Annotated in this window: 7 protein-coding genes; 5 read left to right on the top strand and 2 right to left on the bottom strand. The window is 73.1% G+C overall.

The genetic code is table 11. The annotated features are described in order from the left end of the window. Together VFV67_RS08890 and VFV67_RS08885 are read right to left on the bottom strand one after the other, a co-directional pair. On the bottom strand, positions 1-10,314 hold the full coding sequence (locus tag VFV67_RS08890) for a type I polyketide synthase (protein ID WP_326468680.1): 10,314 nt from the start codon (positions 10,312-10,314) through the stop codon (positions 1-3). A gap of 20 nt (positions 10,315-10,334) precedes the next feature. Then, on the bottom strand, positions 10,335-11,561 hold the full coding sequence (locus VFV67_RS08885) for a cytochrome P450 (RefSeq protein ID WP_326468679.1): 1,227 nt from the start codon (positions 11,559-11,561) through the stop codon (positions 10,335-10,337). Positions 11,562-11,745: 184 nt separating this feature from the next. Here VFV67_RS08885 and VFV67_RS08880 point away from each other — a divergent pair, with 184 nt between their 5' ends. Genes VFV67_RS08880 through VFV67_RS08860 form a run of 5 tightly spaced genes read left to right on the top strand, consistent with a single transcriptional unit; the run spans position 11,746 to position 16,646 of the window. Further along, positions 11,746-13,188: an acyl-CoA carboxylase subunit beta gene (locus VFV67_RS08880; protein WP_326468678.1), complete on the top strand. Its 1,443-nt coding sequence runs from the start codon at positions 11,746-11,748 to the stop codon at positions 13,186-13,188. A gap of 24 nt (positions 13,189-13,212) precedes the next feature. Beyond that, positions 13,213-13,965: a thioesterase II family protein gene (locus tag VFV67_RS08875; protein ID WP_326468677.1), complete on the top strand. Its 753-nt coding sequence runs from the start codon at positions 13,213-13,215 to the stop codon at positions 13,963-13,965. Positions 13,966-13,984: 19 nt separating this feature from the next. Then, positions 13,985-15,208 (top strand): nucleotide disphospho-sugar-binding domain-containing protein, encoded by a 1,224-nt coding sequence (locus tag VFV67_RS08870; protein ID WP_326468676.1) that lies wholly within the window; start codon positions 13,985-13,987, stop codon positions 15,206-15,208. Positions 15,209-15,232: 24 nt separating this feature from the next. Next, positions 15,233-15,442 carry a DUF5988 family protein gene (locus tag VFV67_RS08865; protein WP_326468675.1) on the top strand — a complete coding sequence of 70 codons (210 nt, stop codon included), beginning with the start codon at positions 15,233-15,235 and terminating at the stop codon, positions 15,440-15,442. Between the two features lie 7 nt (positions 15,443-15,449). Beyond that, positions 15,450-16,646 (top strand): cytochrome P450, encoded by a 1,197-nt coding sequence (locus VFV67_RS08860; RefSeq protein WP_326468674.1) that lies wholly within the window; start codon positions 15,450-15,452, stop codon positions 16,644-16,646. Positions 16,647-16,693: the final 47 nt, after the last annotated feature.

Below are 16,693 nucleotides of genomic sequence, written 5' to 3'. Positions count from 1 at the left end.
TCAGGAAGTCGAGAACTCGTCGTCCAGCAACCGGAACATGTCCTCGGCGCTGGCCGACTCGAGGTCGTCCGACCCGGCCGGCCCGGACGGTTCGGTGCTCCACCGGCTCACCACGGCGCGCAGCCGGGCGGTGACCTTGGCCCGGCCCTCGTCGCCCGCGTCCAGGGCGGCCAGCGCCCGTTCCAGCCGGGCCAGTTCGGCCAGTGCCGCGGCGGCCGGCGACGGCCGCTCGGGTTCCAGCTGGGACACCAGGTGCTCGGCAAGCGCGGTCGCGGTGGGGTGGTCGAACACCAGGGTCGCCGGCAGCCGTAGGGCGGTGGCCGCGGCCAGCCGGTTGCGCAGCTCGACCCCGGTCAGCGAGTCCATGCCAAGTTCGAGGAAGCCCCGGCGGGCGTCCACCGCGCCGGCGGAGGCGTAGCCGAGCACGGTGGCCACCTGACCGCGGACCAGGTCCAGCAGCACCCGCCGGCGCTCCGGGTCCGGCGCGGCGGACAGCCGGCGGCGCAGCGCCGTGGCCGAGCCGGCGCCGTCGCCGGCTCCCCGGCCCACCCGGATCAGCCCGCGCAGCAGCGGCGGGACCTCCGCGGCCGAGCCGCGGGATGCCCCGGCGTTGAACGCCATCGGCACCACCAGGCCGGTTCCGGCGCTCGCCGCGTCGAACAGCGCCATTCCGTCCACAGTGGACAGAGGGGTGAGGCCGGTGCGCATGATCCGGCGCACGTCGGCGTCGGTCAGCTCGCCGGTCATCCCGGTGCGCTGCGCCCACGGACCCCAGGCCAGCGACGCGCCCGGCAGGCCGACCGCGGTCCGGTGCTGGGCCAGGGCGTCCAGGAACGTGTTGGCGGCGGCGTAGTTGCTCTGCCCGGCGCCGCCGAGCACCCCGGCCGCCGAGGAGAACAGCACGAACGCGGTCAGATCGCTGTCCTGGGTCAGCTCGTGCAGGTTCCACGCGCCGCGCACCTTGGGCGCCAGCACGGTGTCGAGGCGCTCCGGGGTCATCGCGGACACCACGCCGTCGTCCAGCACGGCGGCGGTGTGCACGACGGCGGTCACCGGGTGCTCGGCAAGGGTGCGGGCCAGGGCGTCCCGGTCGGCCACGTCGCAGGCGGCCACGGTCACCTCGGCGCCGTGTCCGCTCAGCTCGGCGACCAGCTCGGCGGCACCGGGCGCGTCCGGGCCGGTTCTGCTGGTCAGCAGCAGCCGGCGCACGCCGTGCGTGGTGACCAGGTGCCGGGCCAGCTCGGCGCCGAGCGTGCCGGTCGCGCCGGTGATCAGCACCGGGCCCGGGGTCTCGGCCAGCCCGGTGGTGGCGTCCGGTTCGGCCGGGGGCATCCGGACCACCCGCGGCGCGAACGCCGCGCCGCCGCGCAGGGCGATCTGCGGCTCGTCCGGGCCGGCGGCCGCGACGGTGGCCACGGCGTCCAGCGAGGCCGGCTCGCCGTCCACGTCCAGCAGCAGGAACCGCCCGGGGTGCTCGGACTGGGCCGAGCGCAGCAGCCCCCACACCGGGGCGTTGGCCAGGTCCGGGGCCTCGCCGGGGCCGGCGGCGACCGCGCCCCTGGTCAGCACCACGAGCCGGGAGCCGGCCAGCCGGTCGTCGGCGATCCAGGTCTGGACCAGCTCCAGCGCGCGCCGGGCGGCCAGCGCGGCGGCCGAGGCGGGGTCGCCTGCTTCCGAGTCCGCGCCGGTGAACTGGGTCAGCACCAGGCCCTCGCCGGCGAGCGAGGTGAGGTCGTCGTGTTTGGTGACCGCGCAGCCGGCGGCGCTCAGGGCCGCGCCGAGTCCGAGATCGTCGGCGCCGAGCAGGGCGACCGCGGCGGGCACCGGGCCGGGCGCGACCGGAGTGCTCCAGTCCACGGTGAACAGCGAGTCGGCCGGGCCGCGCCGCACGCCGGCCAGCTCGGCGGCGACCGGCCGGCAGACCAGCGACTCCACCACGGCGACCGGTTCGCCGGCCTCGTCGGTGAGCTGGGCGCGTACGGCCGCACCGTCGCTTGTGGACAGCCGGACCCGGACCCTGGTCGCGCCGGTGGCGTGCAGCCGCACCCCGCGGAACGAGAACGGAAGCTCGGCCGGCCGGGTGGCGTCGTCGCCGGTGTGCAGCGCGCGTACCAGCCCGATGCCGTGCAGCGCGGCGTCCAGCAGCGCCGGGTGGATGCCGAACCCGTCGGCCCGCACCTGCTCCGGCAGCGCGATTTCGGCGTAGACCGCGCCGTCGTGGTGCCAGGCGGCGCGCAGCGCCTGGAATGCCGGCCCGTAGCCGTATCCGGCGTCGGCGGCGCCGGCGTAGAACCGCTCGACGTCCACCGGGACCGCGCCGGCCGGCGGCCATGCCCCAGGGTCGAGCCGGTCCGGCGGGCTGGCCGGTCCGGGCGCGACCGTGGCGGTGGCGTGCCGGGTCCACTGGGCGCCGAGCAGTTCGCCGGACCGGGCGTCCGGTTCCGGGCGGCTGTAGACGCGCAGCCGTCGCCGGCCCGCCTCCTCGGGTTGTCCGGCGACGACCTGGATCTGCACCGCGCCCCGCTCGGTGAGGGTGAGCGGCACCTCGAGGGCCAACTCCTCGAGTTGGGCGCAGCCGACCTGCCCGGCCGCGTTCAGGGCCAGCTCGACGAATCCGGTGCCGGGGAACAGGATCGTGCCCAGCACGGCGTGGTCGGCGAGCCACGGCTGGGCCTTGACGGACAGCCGGCCGGTGAGCACCAGGCCGTCACCGCCGGCCAGCGGCACGGCGGCACCGAGCAGCGGGTGGTCGGTGCCGCCGAGCCCGGCGGCGGTCAGGTCACCGACACCGTTCGCGGCCGGTTCCAGCCAGTAACGCTCGTGCTGGAACGGGTAGGTGGGCAGGTCGGCCCGCGCTCCGGTCGGCAGGTCCAGCGGGCCGCCATGGGCCCAGAGTTCGCCGGCCGAGGTCAGGAACCGGTCGAGCCCACCCTGATCGCGGCGCAGCGTGCCGATCGCCACCGCACCCTCCACCTCGCCGAGCGCGGGAACCAGCACCGGATGCGGCGACACCTCCACGAAGAACCGGTAACCCTCCGCCAGCAAGGTTCGGGAGGCCGACTCGAACTGCACGGTCTGGCGCAGGTTGCGGTACCAGTACCCGGCATCCAACCCGGCCGTGTCGACCCACCCGCCGTCCACGGTGGACAGAAACGGTATGGCGCTCGATCGCGGCGCGATGTCGCCCAGCGCGGCCAGCAGCTCCTCGTGGATCCGTTCCACCTGCACCGAGTGCGAGGCGTAGTCCACCGCGATCCGCTTGGCCCGAACATCCTCGGCCCGGCACGCCTCCAGCACCGCCTCCAGCGCCCCGGGCTCCCCCGCGATCACCACCGACGCCGGCCCGTTCACCGCCGCCACCGACACCCGATCACCGTGCGGTACCAGCAACTCGCGCACCCGATCCACCAGCGCGGCAACCGACACCATCCCGCCAGACCCGGACAGCCGCTCGGCAATCGCCTTCGACCGCAGCGCAACGACCTTCGCGCCATCGGCCAGACTCAACCCACCGGCCACCACCGCGGCGGCGATCTCCCCCTGCGAATGCCCCACCACCGCGTCCGGCTCCACACCCACCGAACGCCACACCTCGGCCAGCGACACCAACACCGCCCACAACACCGGCTGCACCACATCCACCCGGTCCAACTCGCCCCCGCGCAACACCTCCAGCAACGACCAATCCACCACCGGCGCCAACGCCTCGGCACACTCGGCGATCCGAGCCGCGAACACCGGCGAGGAATCCAACAAACCCTGAGCCATCCCCACCCACTGCGAACCCTGCCCCGGAAACACGAACACCACCCGCCCGGCCCCGGCCGCACCCGTGACCAGACCCGCCGCCGGCTCCCCCGCCGCCAGCGCGGCCAGACCCGCATGCACAACTTCGGACTCCCCCACCAGCGCCGCCCGATGAGCGAACGCCGAACGGGAACCTAGCGTGCGAGCCACATCGACGTCGGCGATGTCCGGGTCTGCCCGCAGCTGAGCCAAGAGCCGGCCGGCAGCCCGGCGCAACGCCGGGACGGTGCGGGCGGAGAGCACCCACGGCACCATGCCGGTGGGCGCGGTGTCCGGGACCACGGCCGTGGGCGGTTCCTCCAGGATGGCGTGCGCGTTGGTACCGCTCATGCCGAACGAGGACACCGCGGCGCGGCGCGGCCGCCCGCCCGCCGGCCACGGCACCGGCTCGGTCAGCAGCCGCACCGCGCCGGTTGACCAGTCCACGTGCGGGGTGGGTTGGGTCACGTGCAGGGTCTTGGGCAACATGCCGTGCCGCAGCGCCAGTACGAGCTTGATCAGGCTCGCCATGCCGGCGGCGGCCTGGGTGTGGCCGAGGTTGGACTTCACCGAGCCGAGCCACAGCGGGGTGTCCCGGTCCTGCCCGTAGGTGGCCAGCAACGCCGACGCCTCGATCGGATCACCCAGCTTCGTCCCGGTGCCGTGCGCCTCCACAGCGTCCACATCGGACGGTGCCAGTCGGGCGTTCGCCAAGGCCTGCCGGATCACCCGCTGCTGCGCCAACCCGTTCGGCGCGGTCAACCCGTTCGACGCCCCGTCCTGGTTCACCGCCGAACCCCGCACCACCGCAAGCACCCGATGCCCGTTGCGTTTCGCGTCCGACAACCGCTCCACCAGCACCAGGCCCACACCCTCACCCCAGCCGGTGCCGTCGGCCGCGGCGGCGAACGGCTTGCACCGCCCGTCCGGCGCGAGCGCCCCGGCCTCGCGGCCGTCGACGAACATGGCCGGGTTGGTCATCACGGTGACCCCGCCGGCCAGCGCCATGGCGCATTCGTTCTGCCGCAACGCTTGCACGGCCAGGTGCAGGGCCACCAGCGAGGACGAGCAGGCGGTGTCCACGGTCAGCGCCGGGCCCTCCAGCCCGAACGCGTAGGCGAGCCGGCCGGACAGCACGCTGGTCGCCGCGCCGGTGAGCAGGTGCGCCCGGCTGCCCGCCGGAAGGTCGAACTGGCCGAAACCGTAGGCGGAACTTGCCGCGCCGACGAACACGCCGACCCGGTCGCCGCGCAACCCGGCGGGGTCGAGCCCGGCCCGCTCGAACGCCTCCCACGCGGTCTCCAGCAGCAGCCGCTGCTGCGGGTCCATCGCGACCGCCTCGCGCGGGCTGATCCCGAAGAAGGCCGGGTCGAATCCGGCGACGTCGGTCAGGAACCCGCCGACCGCGCCGGGGCCGGCGCCGTCGAGGTCCCAGCCGCGGTCGGTGGGGAACGCGGTGATCGCGTCCACGCCGTCGGCGACCAGTCGCCACAACTCGTCCGGGGTGTCCACGCCACCGGGGAACCGGCAGCTCATCCCGATGATCGCGATCGGCTCGTCGGTGCCGGTGGCCGGTCCGGTGACGGTGATCTCGGCGGTCTCGCCGAGCAGTTCGCGCAGCAGGTGAGCGGCCAGCGCGGCCGGCGTGGGGTGGTCGAACACCACGGCGGGCGGCAGCGGCAGCCCGGTGGCCGCGGCCAGCCGGTTGCGCAGTTCGACCGCGCTCAGCGAGCCGACGCCGTGCTCGGCGAACGCCTTGGCCGGCTCGATCGCGTCCGGTCCGGCGAATCCGAGCACCACGGCGGCGCTGGCCCGCACCAGGTCCAGCGCCAGCCGCTCGCGCTCCACCGTGGACAGTGTGGCGAGCCGGGTGCGCAGCGCGCCGCCGGCAGGCGCACCACCTGCGATCCGCCGGGCCGGTCGGACCAGGTCGTGCAGCAGCGGCGGCACGGCCTGCGGCGCGGCACCGAGCACGGCGGTGTTCAGCCGGGTGGCCACCACCGCCGGGGCGCCGTTGGCGAGCGCGGTGTCCAGCAGCTCAAGGCCCTGCGCCGCGGGGAGCGGCGGGAAGCCGGACCGGTTGATCCGGTCCCGGTCGGCCTCGCCGAGCGCGCCGAGCATCCCGGCCTCGGTGTCCCACGGTCCCCAGGCGATCGACAGCGCGGGCAACCCCGTGCGCTGCCGGTGCTCGGCGAGCGCGTCCAGAGCGGCGTTGGCGGCGGCGTAGTTGGCCTGGCCGGGGCTGCCGGTGGTGCCGGCGATCGAGGAGTACAGCACGAACGCGGCAAGCTCCAGGTCCCGGGTGAGGTCGTGCAGGTGCAGCGCGGTGTCCACCTTCGGGCCGAACACCGCGCCGATCCGGTCCGGGGTGAGCGCGGTCAGCACGCCGTCGGCCACCACACCCGCGGTGTGGAACACGGCGGTGAGCGGGTGCTCGGCCGGAATGCCGGCAAGTACGGCCTCGAGCGCGTCCCGGTCGGCGCCGTCGCAGGCCACGACGGACACCGTGGCACCCAGCCCGGTCAGCGCGGCGGCGAGCGCTTCGGCGCCCGGCGCGGCCGGCCCGGTTCGGTTGGTGAGCACCAGGTTTCGCACGCCGTGCCGGGTGACGAGATGCCGGGCCAGCAGCCCGCCGAGCATCCCGGTTCCGCCGGTGACCAGCACCGTGCCGGCCGGGTCGAGCGGGCGTGCGACCGGGTCGGCCGGCGCGGCTGCCCGGTGCAGTCGCGCGGCGTACGGGATGCCGGCCCGGACGGCGAGCTGCGGCTCGCCGCAGGCCAGTGCGGCCGGCACGTCTTCCGTGCCGTCGGTGTCGATCAGGGTCAGCCGGCCGGGATGCTCGGACTGGGCCGAGCGCAGCAGCCCCCAGACGGCGGCTCCGGCCGGGTCCGGCGCCGGGTCCTCGGGGCGGGCGGCGACCGCTCCGCGGGTGAGCACGACCAGCCGCGCCGCGCCGGGTTCGCCGGCCAGCCACTGCCGCACGGCGGTGAGGATCTCGGTGGTGGCGGCCCGCACCGCCGCACCGTCCACACCGGACCGGTCGACGGACAGCACGGTGACGTCCGGCTCATCGCTCGGCTCGGTGGCCGGAAGCGGAACCCAGGCCAGCCGGTACAGGTGCTCGGCGTCCCCGGCGGGGTCCCGTGCGGGCAGCGGACGCGGGACCACCCGGGTGGCGGAGAGCACCGGCGCCCCGGTGCCGTCCACAGCGAGGAGGGCGAAGCCGTCCGGCCCGGCCGGCGAGATCCGCACCCGCAGCATGGCGGCGCCGGTGGCCCACAGCGAAACACCGGACCAGGACGCGGCCCAGTTCTCCGCGCCGGTGACCGCCCGCAGCGCGGCGTCCAGCAGCGTGGGGTGCAGGCCGTAGCCGGCCGCCTCGCGTTCGGTCCCGGCCGGCACCCGGACCTCGGTGTAGAAGTCGGTGTCCCGGGCACCTTCCGGTGGCCACTCGCCGCCGCTGCACTCCGGGTCCTCGACAACGGCATATCCGGCCCGGGTCAGGGTTCCGGTGCCGTGCCGGGTCCACGGGCGTGCGGACCAGCCGCGGTCGCGCCTCGGGTCCTCGGGGCGGGCGTGCACGGTCAGCTGCCGGGTGCCGGTCGGGTCGGGCGCGCCGAGCCGCAGCTGCACCTGCAGGGCCCCGTGCTCCGGCAGGACCAGCGGCGTCTCGATGTCCAGTTGTTCGAGCCGGCCGCAGCCGGCCTGGTCCCCGGACCGGATCGCCAGTTCCACCAGCGCCGAACCCGGCACCACCGGCGCCTCGGCCAACCACGGCTGGGCCTGCGCGGAAAGCCGTGCGGTGAACAGGTATTCGTCGCCGTCTGCGATGCCGATGCCGGAGCCGAGCAGCGGGTGATCGGTGGCGCCGAGCCCGGCGGACGACACGTCGCCGGCCCAGGACGGCGCCGCCGGCCAGTAGTGCTCCCGAGCGAACGGGTAGGTCGGCAGATCGATGCGCTTGCCGCCGGCGCACATCCCCGCCCAGTCCACGCCGACCCCGTGCGCCCACGCGGTGGCCACGGCGGCGAGCAGCGTGGCCGGCTCGTCCCGCCCGGCCCGGCACACCGGAACCGCCACCCCGTCCGGCACCAGCGCCGAGAGCACACCGTCCGGCCCCAACTCCAGGAACCGGGTCACCCCCTTGGCCCGCAAGGCGACCACCCCGTCACCGAACCGCACCGCATCGCGCACGTGCCGCACCCAGTACTCGGGGTCGGTGACGTCCCCGGCGGTCACCACGGGAATCTGGGGTGGGTGGTAGGTCAGGGTTTCCGCGACCGCACGGAAGTCGGCCAGCATCGGCTCCATGTGCGGCGAGTGGAACGCATGCGACACGGTGAGGCGTTTGGTCTTCTCCCAGCGCGGCGCCAGCTCCTCGATCACCTCGGCATCACCCGAGATCACCACCGAGGCCGGCCCGTTGACCGCCGCGATACTCACCCGCTCCGCGAGCCCGGCAATCGCCTCGGCGACCTCGGCCTCGGTCGCCCGCACGGCCAGCATCGCCCCACCCGTGGGCAACGCCTGCATCAACCGGCCCCGGGCAGCGACCAAGGTGCAGACATCGTCCAAGGACAGGACGCCTGCCACATATGTGGCAGCCAACTCACCTATGGAATGCCCCAACAGGAAGTCCGGGGTCACACCCCAGGACTCCAACAACCGGAACAGCGCCACCTCAAGAGCGAACAACCCCGCCTGGGCGTAGACCGTCTCGTTGAGCAACTCCTGCTCGCCGAACATCACCTCGCGCAGCGGCCGGTCCAGGTCGAACCGCGCACACACCGCATCCAGCGCCTCGGCGAACACCGGAAACGCCCGGTACAGCTCAGCTCCCATGCCGGCCCGCTGAGAACCCTGACCGGTGAACAGGAACGCCACCTTGCCGGGCCGCACCGCGCCGGTCACCGCACCCGCGCCGGCGGCCAGCGCGGCGAGCCCGGCCCGGTCGCCGGCCAGCACCATGGCGCGATGCTCCAGCGCGGCCCGGGTGGTGGCCAACGAGAAACCGACGTCCAGCGGATCCTCGTCCACGACGGACATCAGCGCCTCGGCCTGCCGGCACAGACCATCCGCGGTCCGGGCCGAGAGCACCCAGGGCACCAGCGCGGGCGCCGGTGCGGCGGCGGTCTCGGTGGGCTCCTCGTTCGGTGCCTGCTCGAGGATCGTGTGCACGTTGGTACCGCTCACCCCGAACGACGACACGCCGGCGCGCCGCGGTGCGCCGGTGTCCGGCCACGGCATCGACTCGGTGAGCAGCGACACGGCTCCGGCCGACCAGTCCACGGCCGGGGTCGGCTCGTCGACGTGCAGGGTGCGCGGCAGGATTCCGTGCCGCAGCGCCAGCACCGTCTTGATCACACCGCCGATGCCGGCGGCGGCCTGGGTGTGCCCGATGTTGGACTTGAGCGAACCCAGCCACAGCGGCCGGTCCCGGTTCTGCCCGTAGGTGGCCAGCAGTGCCTGTGCCTCGATCGGGTCGCCGAGCCGGGTGCCGGTGCCGTGCGCCTCCACGGCGTCCACATCGGACGGTGCGAGTCGGGCGTTGGCCAGCGCCTGCAGGATCACCCGCTGCTGGGACGGTCCGTTCGGCGCGGTCAGGCCGTTCGAGGCGCCGTCGGAGTTCACCGCGCTGCCCCGGATCACGGCCAGTACCTTGTGCCCGTTGCGTTTCGCGTCGGACAGCCGCTCCACCAGCACGACGCCGACGCCCTCGGCCCACCCGGTGCCGTCGGCCGCCGCGGCGAACGACTTGCACCGGCCGTCGGCGGCCAGCCCGCGCTGCCGGCTGAACTCGGTGAACACGCCCGGCGTCGCCATCACGGTCACCCCGCCGGCGATCGCCATCGTGCACTCGCCGGAACGCAGCGAATGCGCGGCCAGGTGCAGCGCCACCAGCGAGGACGAGCACGCCGTGTCGATGGTGACGGCCGGGCCCTCCAGCCCGAAGGTGTACGCCACCCGGCCGGACACCACGGCGGTCGCGCCGCCGGTGAGCAGGTAGCCCTCCCCGTCCACCGGGGATGCGTTGGCCACGGCCAGATAACCCTGGTCGTTGGTGCCGGCGAACACGCCGATCTGGCTTCCGCGCACCGACTCCGGGTCGATCCCGGCCCGCTCGAAGACCTCCCAGCAGGCCTGCAGCAGCACCCGCTGCTGCGGATCCATGGCCACCGCCTCGCGCGGGCTGATCCCGAAGAACACCGGGTCGAACTCGGCGATCCCCGGCACGAAACCGCCCTCGCTGGCATAGCTGGTGCCGGCGTTGTCCGGGTCGGGATCGAACAGCCCGGCCAGATCCCAACCGCGGTCGTCCGGGAACGGGCCGATGCCGTCGGTTCCGGTGCTCACCAACCGCCACAGGTCCTCCGGCGAGGCCACCCCGCCCGGATAGCGGCAGGCCATCCCGATGATCGCGATCGGCTCGCGCTCGCCGTCCTCGATCTCCCGCAGCTTCTGCTTGGTCCGCCGCAGGTCCGCGGTCACCAGCTTCAGGTAGTCGCGGAGGGTATCTTCGTCTGCCATCGAGGACCTCATTCACCTGACTAGGCGGCGACCGGGAACTGCAACATCCCGCGGATCACATAGGACTTCCGGCGGCGAATCGGGCCGATCCGGCGCAGGTTCGGCAACCGCCGGGCCACGGCGGCCAGCGCCACCTCGCCCTCCAGCCGGGCGAGTGCCGCACCAAGGCAGAAATGGATTCCCAGGGAGAAGGAGAGCAGCTCGCGCCCGGGCGGGCGGGTGATGTCGAACCGGCCCGGGTCCGGGTACACCTCGGGATCGCGGTTGGCCGCGCCGGCGCAGATCGCCACCTGGCTGTCGGCCGGCAGCACCTGCCCGGCCAGTTCCAGGTCCTCCTGCACGATCCGGCGGTACTGCTGGGTCGGCGTCTCGAACCGCAGCGTCTCCTGGATGACCGCGGGCGCGAGCCCCGGATCCCCTTTGAACATCTCGAACTGGTCCGGGTGCTCGAGCATCAGCAAGGTGGCGTTGCCGATCAGGTTCACCGTGGTCTCGACCCCGCCGAGGGTCAGGAACGCGCACAGCGCGACCAACTCGGCCTTGCTCAGCCGGCCCTCGTCCAGCGCCGGCAGCAGCTGGGTGACCAGGTCATCGCCCGGGTCGGCCCGACGCAGCGCGATGATGTCCTCGAACATCAGGTACAGCTCGGCGACCGAACCGGTGACGTCCTCGACCAGCTGCGGCGTCGGCTCGCTCTCGATCATGCGGGCCATCCGCCTGGTCAGCCGGAACGCCGCCGGCCGGTGCCGGTCCGGAATCCCGAGCAGCTCGCTGATCACGTAGTTGGGCAGCTGCTGGGCGAACGCGGTCATGAAGTTGGCCCGGCCGCCTGCGGCCAGGAACTTCTCGACCAGCTCCTCGGTGTAGGTCTCGATCCGGGGCCGCCAGGACTCCATCTGACCCGGATTGATCGCCGGGATGGCCAGCTTGCGCAGCCGGCCGTGGTCCGGCGGATCCACGCCGAGCATGGAGTTGTCGAACTCGATCGACTCGATGGCCTTCTCGCCGCTCAACTGGCGCACGCCGAACCGCCGGTCGCGCAACACCTTGCTGGACAACTTGTGGTCCGCGGTGACCCAGGTGCCCAATGCGCTGCGGTGCAGCGGCCCGCGCGCGCGAACCTCTTCATACAATGGATAGGGATCGTCCGGAGCGCGCAGAATCAGCGCGTACGGATCGCCCTGATCCCCCACCGACCAGAGATACTCGTTCCATACCGCCAGCTGCGCGGTGGTGTCCCGTGCCATCAACCACTCCCGCCGTGGGCAATCACCGTGGACAGCGTCTAGCCTGGTCACCGGCCTTGGGGCACGCTAACCACCGGCCCACCCCTGCGAACAACCCCTATCGGCACCCAGGGGGTCGTCCCGCCCCGAGCCGTGCGGCTACTAGGGGTTGCCGGCACTGATTCGCCGGCCGCACTGTGGTTGCATGACGGTAATAGCCGACAATCCACGGGCCGGTGTCGACATTTCCGTTGTCGATCCCCGTGATCCGGCGCTGCGATTATCCCTGTTGCTGGACGGCGATTTCCGCGACTGCACCGCGCTGCCACCGGCCGGCGAGCCGTGCGGCGTGGTCGCGGTGCAGGGCCGGATCAACGGCGCCGCGGTGGTCGCCTACTGCACCGACGGAAGGCGGATGGGCGGTTCGCTCGGCACGCCCGAGGCGGACCGGATCATCGACGCGATCGAGTACGCCGTGCGGCAACGGATCCCGGTCATCGGCCTGTGGCACTCGGGCGGCGCCAAGCTCGCCGACGGGGTGGAGTCGATGGACGCCGTCGGCCGGATGTTCGCCGCCATGACCCGCGCCTCCGGCAAGGTCGCCCAGATCTCGGTGGTGCTCGGCCCGGCGGCCGGCGCCGCCGCCTACGGCCCGGCGCTCACCGACATCGTCATCATGTCGGAGACCGGCCGGGTGTTCGTCACCGGACCGGACGTGGTGCGCAGCGTCACCGGCGAGCAGGTGGACATGGCGGGGCTCGGCGGGTGCGACGCACACGGCCGGCGCTCCGGCGTTGCGCACCTGACCGTCGGCACCGACGCCGAGGCCTGCCAGCGGGCCCGCGCCCTGACCACGCTGCTCACCCGGCCCGGGCGTTACGACGTCTGCTCGGTCACCAACTCGCCCGGCCTGCGCGACCTGCTGCCGGACTCGCCGCGGCGGGCCTACGACGTGCGCCCGCTGGTGCGGGCGATCCTGGACGAGAGCACCGGGTTCGAGGAGCTGCAGGCCAAATGGGCGCCGAACATGGTGATCGGGCTCGGCCGGCTGGCCGGCCGCACCATCGGCGTGCTGGCCAACAACCCGTTGCGGCGTGGCGGATGCCTGGACTCGCTGTCCGCGGAGAAGGCGTCCCGGTTCGTCCGGATGTGCGACTCGTTCGGCGTCCCGCTGCTGGTGGTCGTGGACGTGCCGGGCTACCTGCCCGGCGTCGGGCAGGAGTGGGGCGGGGTGGTCCGGCGCGGCGCCAAGCTGCTGCACGCGTTCGCCGAGGCGGCGGTGCCCCGCGTCACCCTGATCACCCGGAAGTCCTACGGCGGCGCCTACATCGCGATGAACTCGCGCTCGCTCGGCGCCACCCGGGTGCTCGCCTGGCCGCACGCCGAGGTCGCCGTGATGGGCGCCGAGGCGGCCGTCGGCGTGCTGTACCGCAAGCAGCTCGCGGCCGCCGCGTCCGACGAGGAGCGCGCGGAGCTGCGCGGCCGGCTCATCGTCGAGCAGCAGCGCACCGCGGGCGGAGTGGACCGGGCCATGCGCATCGGCGTGGTGGACGCGGTGATCGCCCCGGAGCAGACCAGAAGGCAGGTGGCCGAGGCACTGGCCGCCGCCCCCGCCGGCCGCGGTCACCACGGGAACATCCCTCTGTAGCAACGAATTGGGGCGTGAACACGGATGCTCAGCACAGCCGACCAGACCGACCTGTGGGTCCGCCGTTACCACCCGGCCCCGCATGCCCGCAGCCGGTTGCTCTGCCTGCCGCACGCCGGCGGCTCGGCCACCTACTTCTTCGGCGTGTCCCGGGCACTTTCGCCGCGGGTCGAGGTGCTGGCGGTGCAGTATCCGGGACGGCAGGACCGGCGTTCCGAGCCGTTCGTGGAGACCATCGGGGAGCTGGCCGACCGGGTGGTCGGCGCGATCGGCAGCCAGCTCGACGACCGGCCGCTGGCCCTGTTCGGGCACAGCATGGGCGCCGTCCTGGCGTTCGAGGTCGCGACCAGGTTGGAGCGAACCGGAACGGTCGCCGCCGCCCTGTTCGTGTCCGGCCGCCGGGCACCGTGCACGCACCGCGCCGAGACCGTGCATCTCAAGGACGACAACGGAATTCTCGACGAGGTCCGGTCGCTGAACGGGACCGACTCCCGGATCATGGCCGACGACGAGCTGATCCGCATGGCCCTGCCGTCGATCCGGGCCGACTACAAGGCCATCGAGACCTACCGCTACGAACCCGCTCCGCCGCTGCGCAGCCCGATCCAGGCCATGGTCGGCGACGAGGATCCGAAGGCGAGCATCCCCGAGGTGCGCCGCTGGGCCGAGCACACCAGCGCCGGGTTCACGCTGCATGTCTTCCCCGGCGGGCACTTCTTCCTCGACCAGCACGTGACCGCGGTACTCGACAAGATCACCGGCGGGCTGCCCGGATAGCGTTGGCGGAGGTGTCGGGGTGCGGGTGCTGTTCACGGTGTCGTCCTGGCCGACGCACTACGCGTCGATGATCCCGCTCGGCTGGGCGTTGCAAGCCATGGGGCACGAGGTTCGGGTGCTGTGCCATGCCTCCCAGGTCGGTCAGATCGGCACCGCCGGGCTGATCCCGACGCCGGTGCTGGACGGCATGGACATCGTGACCAGCAACCGCATGCAGTACTACCGGGACGCGGTGTCCGGGCTGTGGCCGTACCCCTTTCTACCGCTGCATCCGCTGACCGGCCAACGACTCGGCGCGCTCGGCGACTTCGACGTCGGCGCGTACCGCCGGGAGGTGGAACCGGACCTGATGGCCCGGACCAACCGCGGGTTCGACGCCGCCGCCGACTTCGCCCGGCGGTGGCAGCCCGATGTCGTGCTGCACGACCCGACCAGCCTGGAAGGGTTGCTCGCCGCGCGGCTGACCGAGGTACCCGCCGCGCTGTGCCTGTGGGGACCGGTCGGCACGCACGAGGCCGAGCACTTCCGGATCGTGCCGGCCGATCCCAGCGGCGCGTTTCCCCGGCACGGTCTCGGCGAGTTCTCCCTGGACATGATCGAGCACGTGGTCGACCCCTGCCCGGCCGGTGTCGCCCCACGCACCGCGGCGACCCGGCTGCCGGTCCGGTACGTGCCCTACAACGGAAGCGCGCCGGCGCCCACCTGGCTGCTGGATCCGCCCGCGCGGCGGCCGCGGATCTGCGTCACCTGGTCCACCGCACTGTCCACGATGTCCGGACCGGACACGTATCTGCTGCCCGCGCTGGTCGACGCGCTGTCCGGGCTGGACGCCGAGGTGCTGGTGACCGCGACGGCCGAGGACGCCGCGGCGCTCGGCCGGGTGCCGCCGTCGGTGCGGGTGCTCGGCCGGCTGCCGGTGCGGCTGCTGCTGCCCAGCTGTGACGCGGTCGTGCACCACGGCGGCAGCGGCACCGCGATGACCGCGCTCTGGTCCGGGAAACCCCAGCTGGCCATCACGTTCATCGCCGAGACGGCGCTGACCGGGTCGCGGCTGGCCGAGTCCGGCGCCGGGCGGCACATCCCCGGTCACCTCTTCGATCCCGACACGGTGCGAACCGCCGTGACCGGGCTGCTGACCGCCACGTCCCATCGAGAACGCGCGGCCGAGCTGCGCGACGAGGTGCTCCTCCGACCGTCCATGGTCAACCTCGTCGAAAGCCTGGAGAAGTTGGCCTGCGGCTGACGTGAACCCGAGAGGAGAACCACCATGCGCCAGATCAGGGTGTTGCTCGTCGGCGGTCCGGACGGACTGTCCGAGGCGGACCGGATCCGCGAGGTCGACGTGCTGGCCGACAAGATCAGCCTGAGCCGGGGCAACGGCTACGAGCACTTCCGCCACTCCGGCGACTTCCACAATCTCAACGGTTCGCCGGTTCCCGTGTACCAGTGGTGCTACGCCACCAAGATCGCCGAGTGAGTCCACCGTGTACTTCGACTTCAAGGATCCGCAGCTGCGCACCGACCGGTTCGCCTACTACCGGCACTTCCGCGAGAACGATCCGGTGCACTGGACCCCGCACGGCTACTGGGTTCTGTTCCGCTACGACGACATCGACGAGCTGCTCCGCTCGCCGGACGCGTCCAGCAACTTCCCGGCCAACTCCGACTGGGCCCGGGCCCGCGGCGGCCCGTCCAGCCCGGTGGTCCGGTTCACCAGCAAGATCATGCTGTTGCAGGACGGCGCCGCCCACAAACGCCTGCGCCGCGTCGTCGGCAAGGTGCTCAGCCGGCGCGTCGTCGACCAGTTCCGCATCCGCGTCCCCCAGATCGTCACCGAGTTGTTGGACGCCGCCGGCCCCGGCGAAGTCGACGTCATGAGCACCATGGCCATGCCGCTCCCGGTCGCCGTGGTCTGCGAGCTGATGGGCGTCCCGTCCGAGATGCGCCCCCGGTTCCGCGCCTGGACCGCCCCGATCAGCCAGGTCATCGACCGCAGCGTGTCCCCCGCCAACCTCATCGAGATGAACCGCCTGGCCCCCAAGTTCCGCGCCCTGTGCCTGGAACTCATCCGCGACGCCCGCGCCGCGCCCCCCGTGGACACCCTCATCTCCGCCATGGTCCACAGCCTCGACGACACCGGCGCCCCCTACACCGACGACGACATCGTCGCCACCGTCGGCATGCTCTTCATCGCCGGCCACGAAACCACCATCAACCTCATCGGCAACGGCCTCCTCGCCCTGCTCCGCAACCCCGATGCCCTCTCCCTCCTGCGCGCCAACCCCGACATCATGCCCACCGCCATCGAAGAACTCTCCCGCTACGACCCCTCAGCCCGCTTCGCCGCCCGGCTACTGACTTCCGACGTCAAGATCGGCGGCACCCCCATCCCCGCGGGCGAATGCGTCTTCGTCGTGTTCGACTCCGCCGGCCGCGACCCCGACCGCTACCCGAACCCCGACCACCTGGACCTCACCCGCACCGGGGTGAAATCGCTGGCCTTCAGCGCCGGCCCCCACGCCTGCATGGGCAAGACCCTCGCAACAGTCGAAGCCGGCACCCTCTTCACCGAACTCCTCCACCGCTACCGCACCATAGAACTGGCCAGCACCAACCCCCCCGTCCAAGAACACTGGCACCTCCAAATGCTCGCCAGCCTCCCCGTCCGCCTCACCCCCTGAACCCGAACCCCACCCCCAGCAACCGAATCCTCGGCTCACGCACCCGA

Origin of the sequence: Actinophytocola sp., assembly GCF_035762905.1 — a bacterium.
GTDB lineage: Bacteria > Actinomycetota > Actinomycetes > Mycobacteriales > Pseudonocardiaceae > DASYTH01.
Note: the sequence above shows the minus strand (reverse complement) of the source record. Positions and strands in the feature narration are given on the sequence as shown.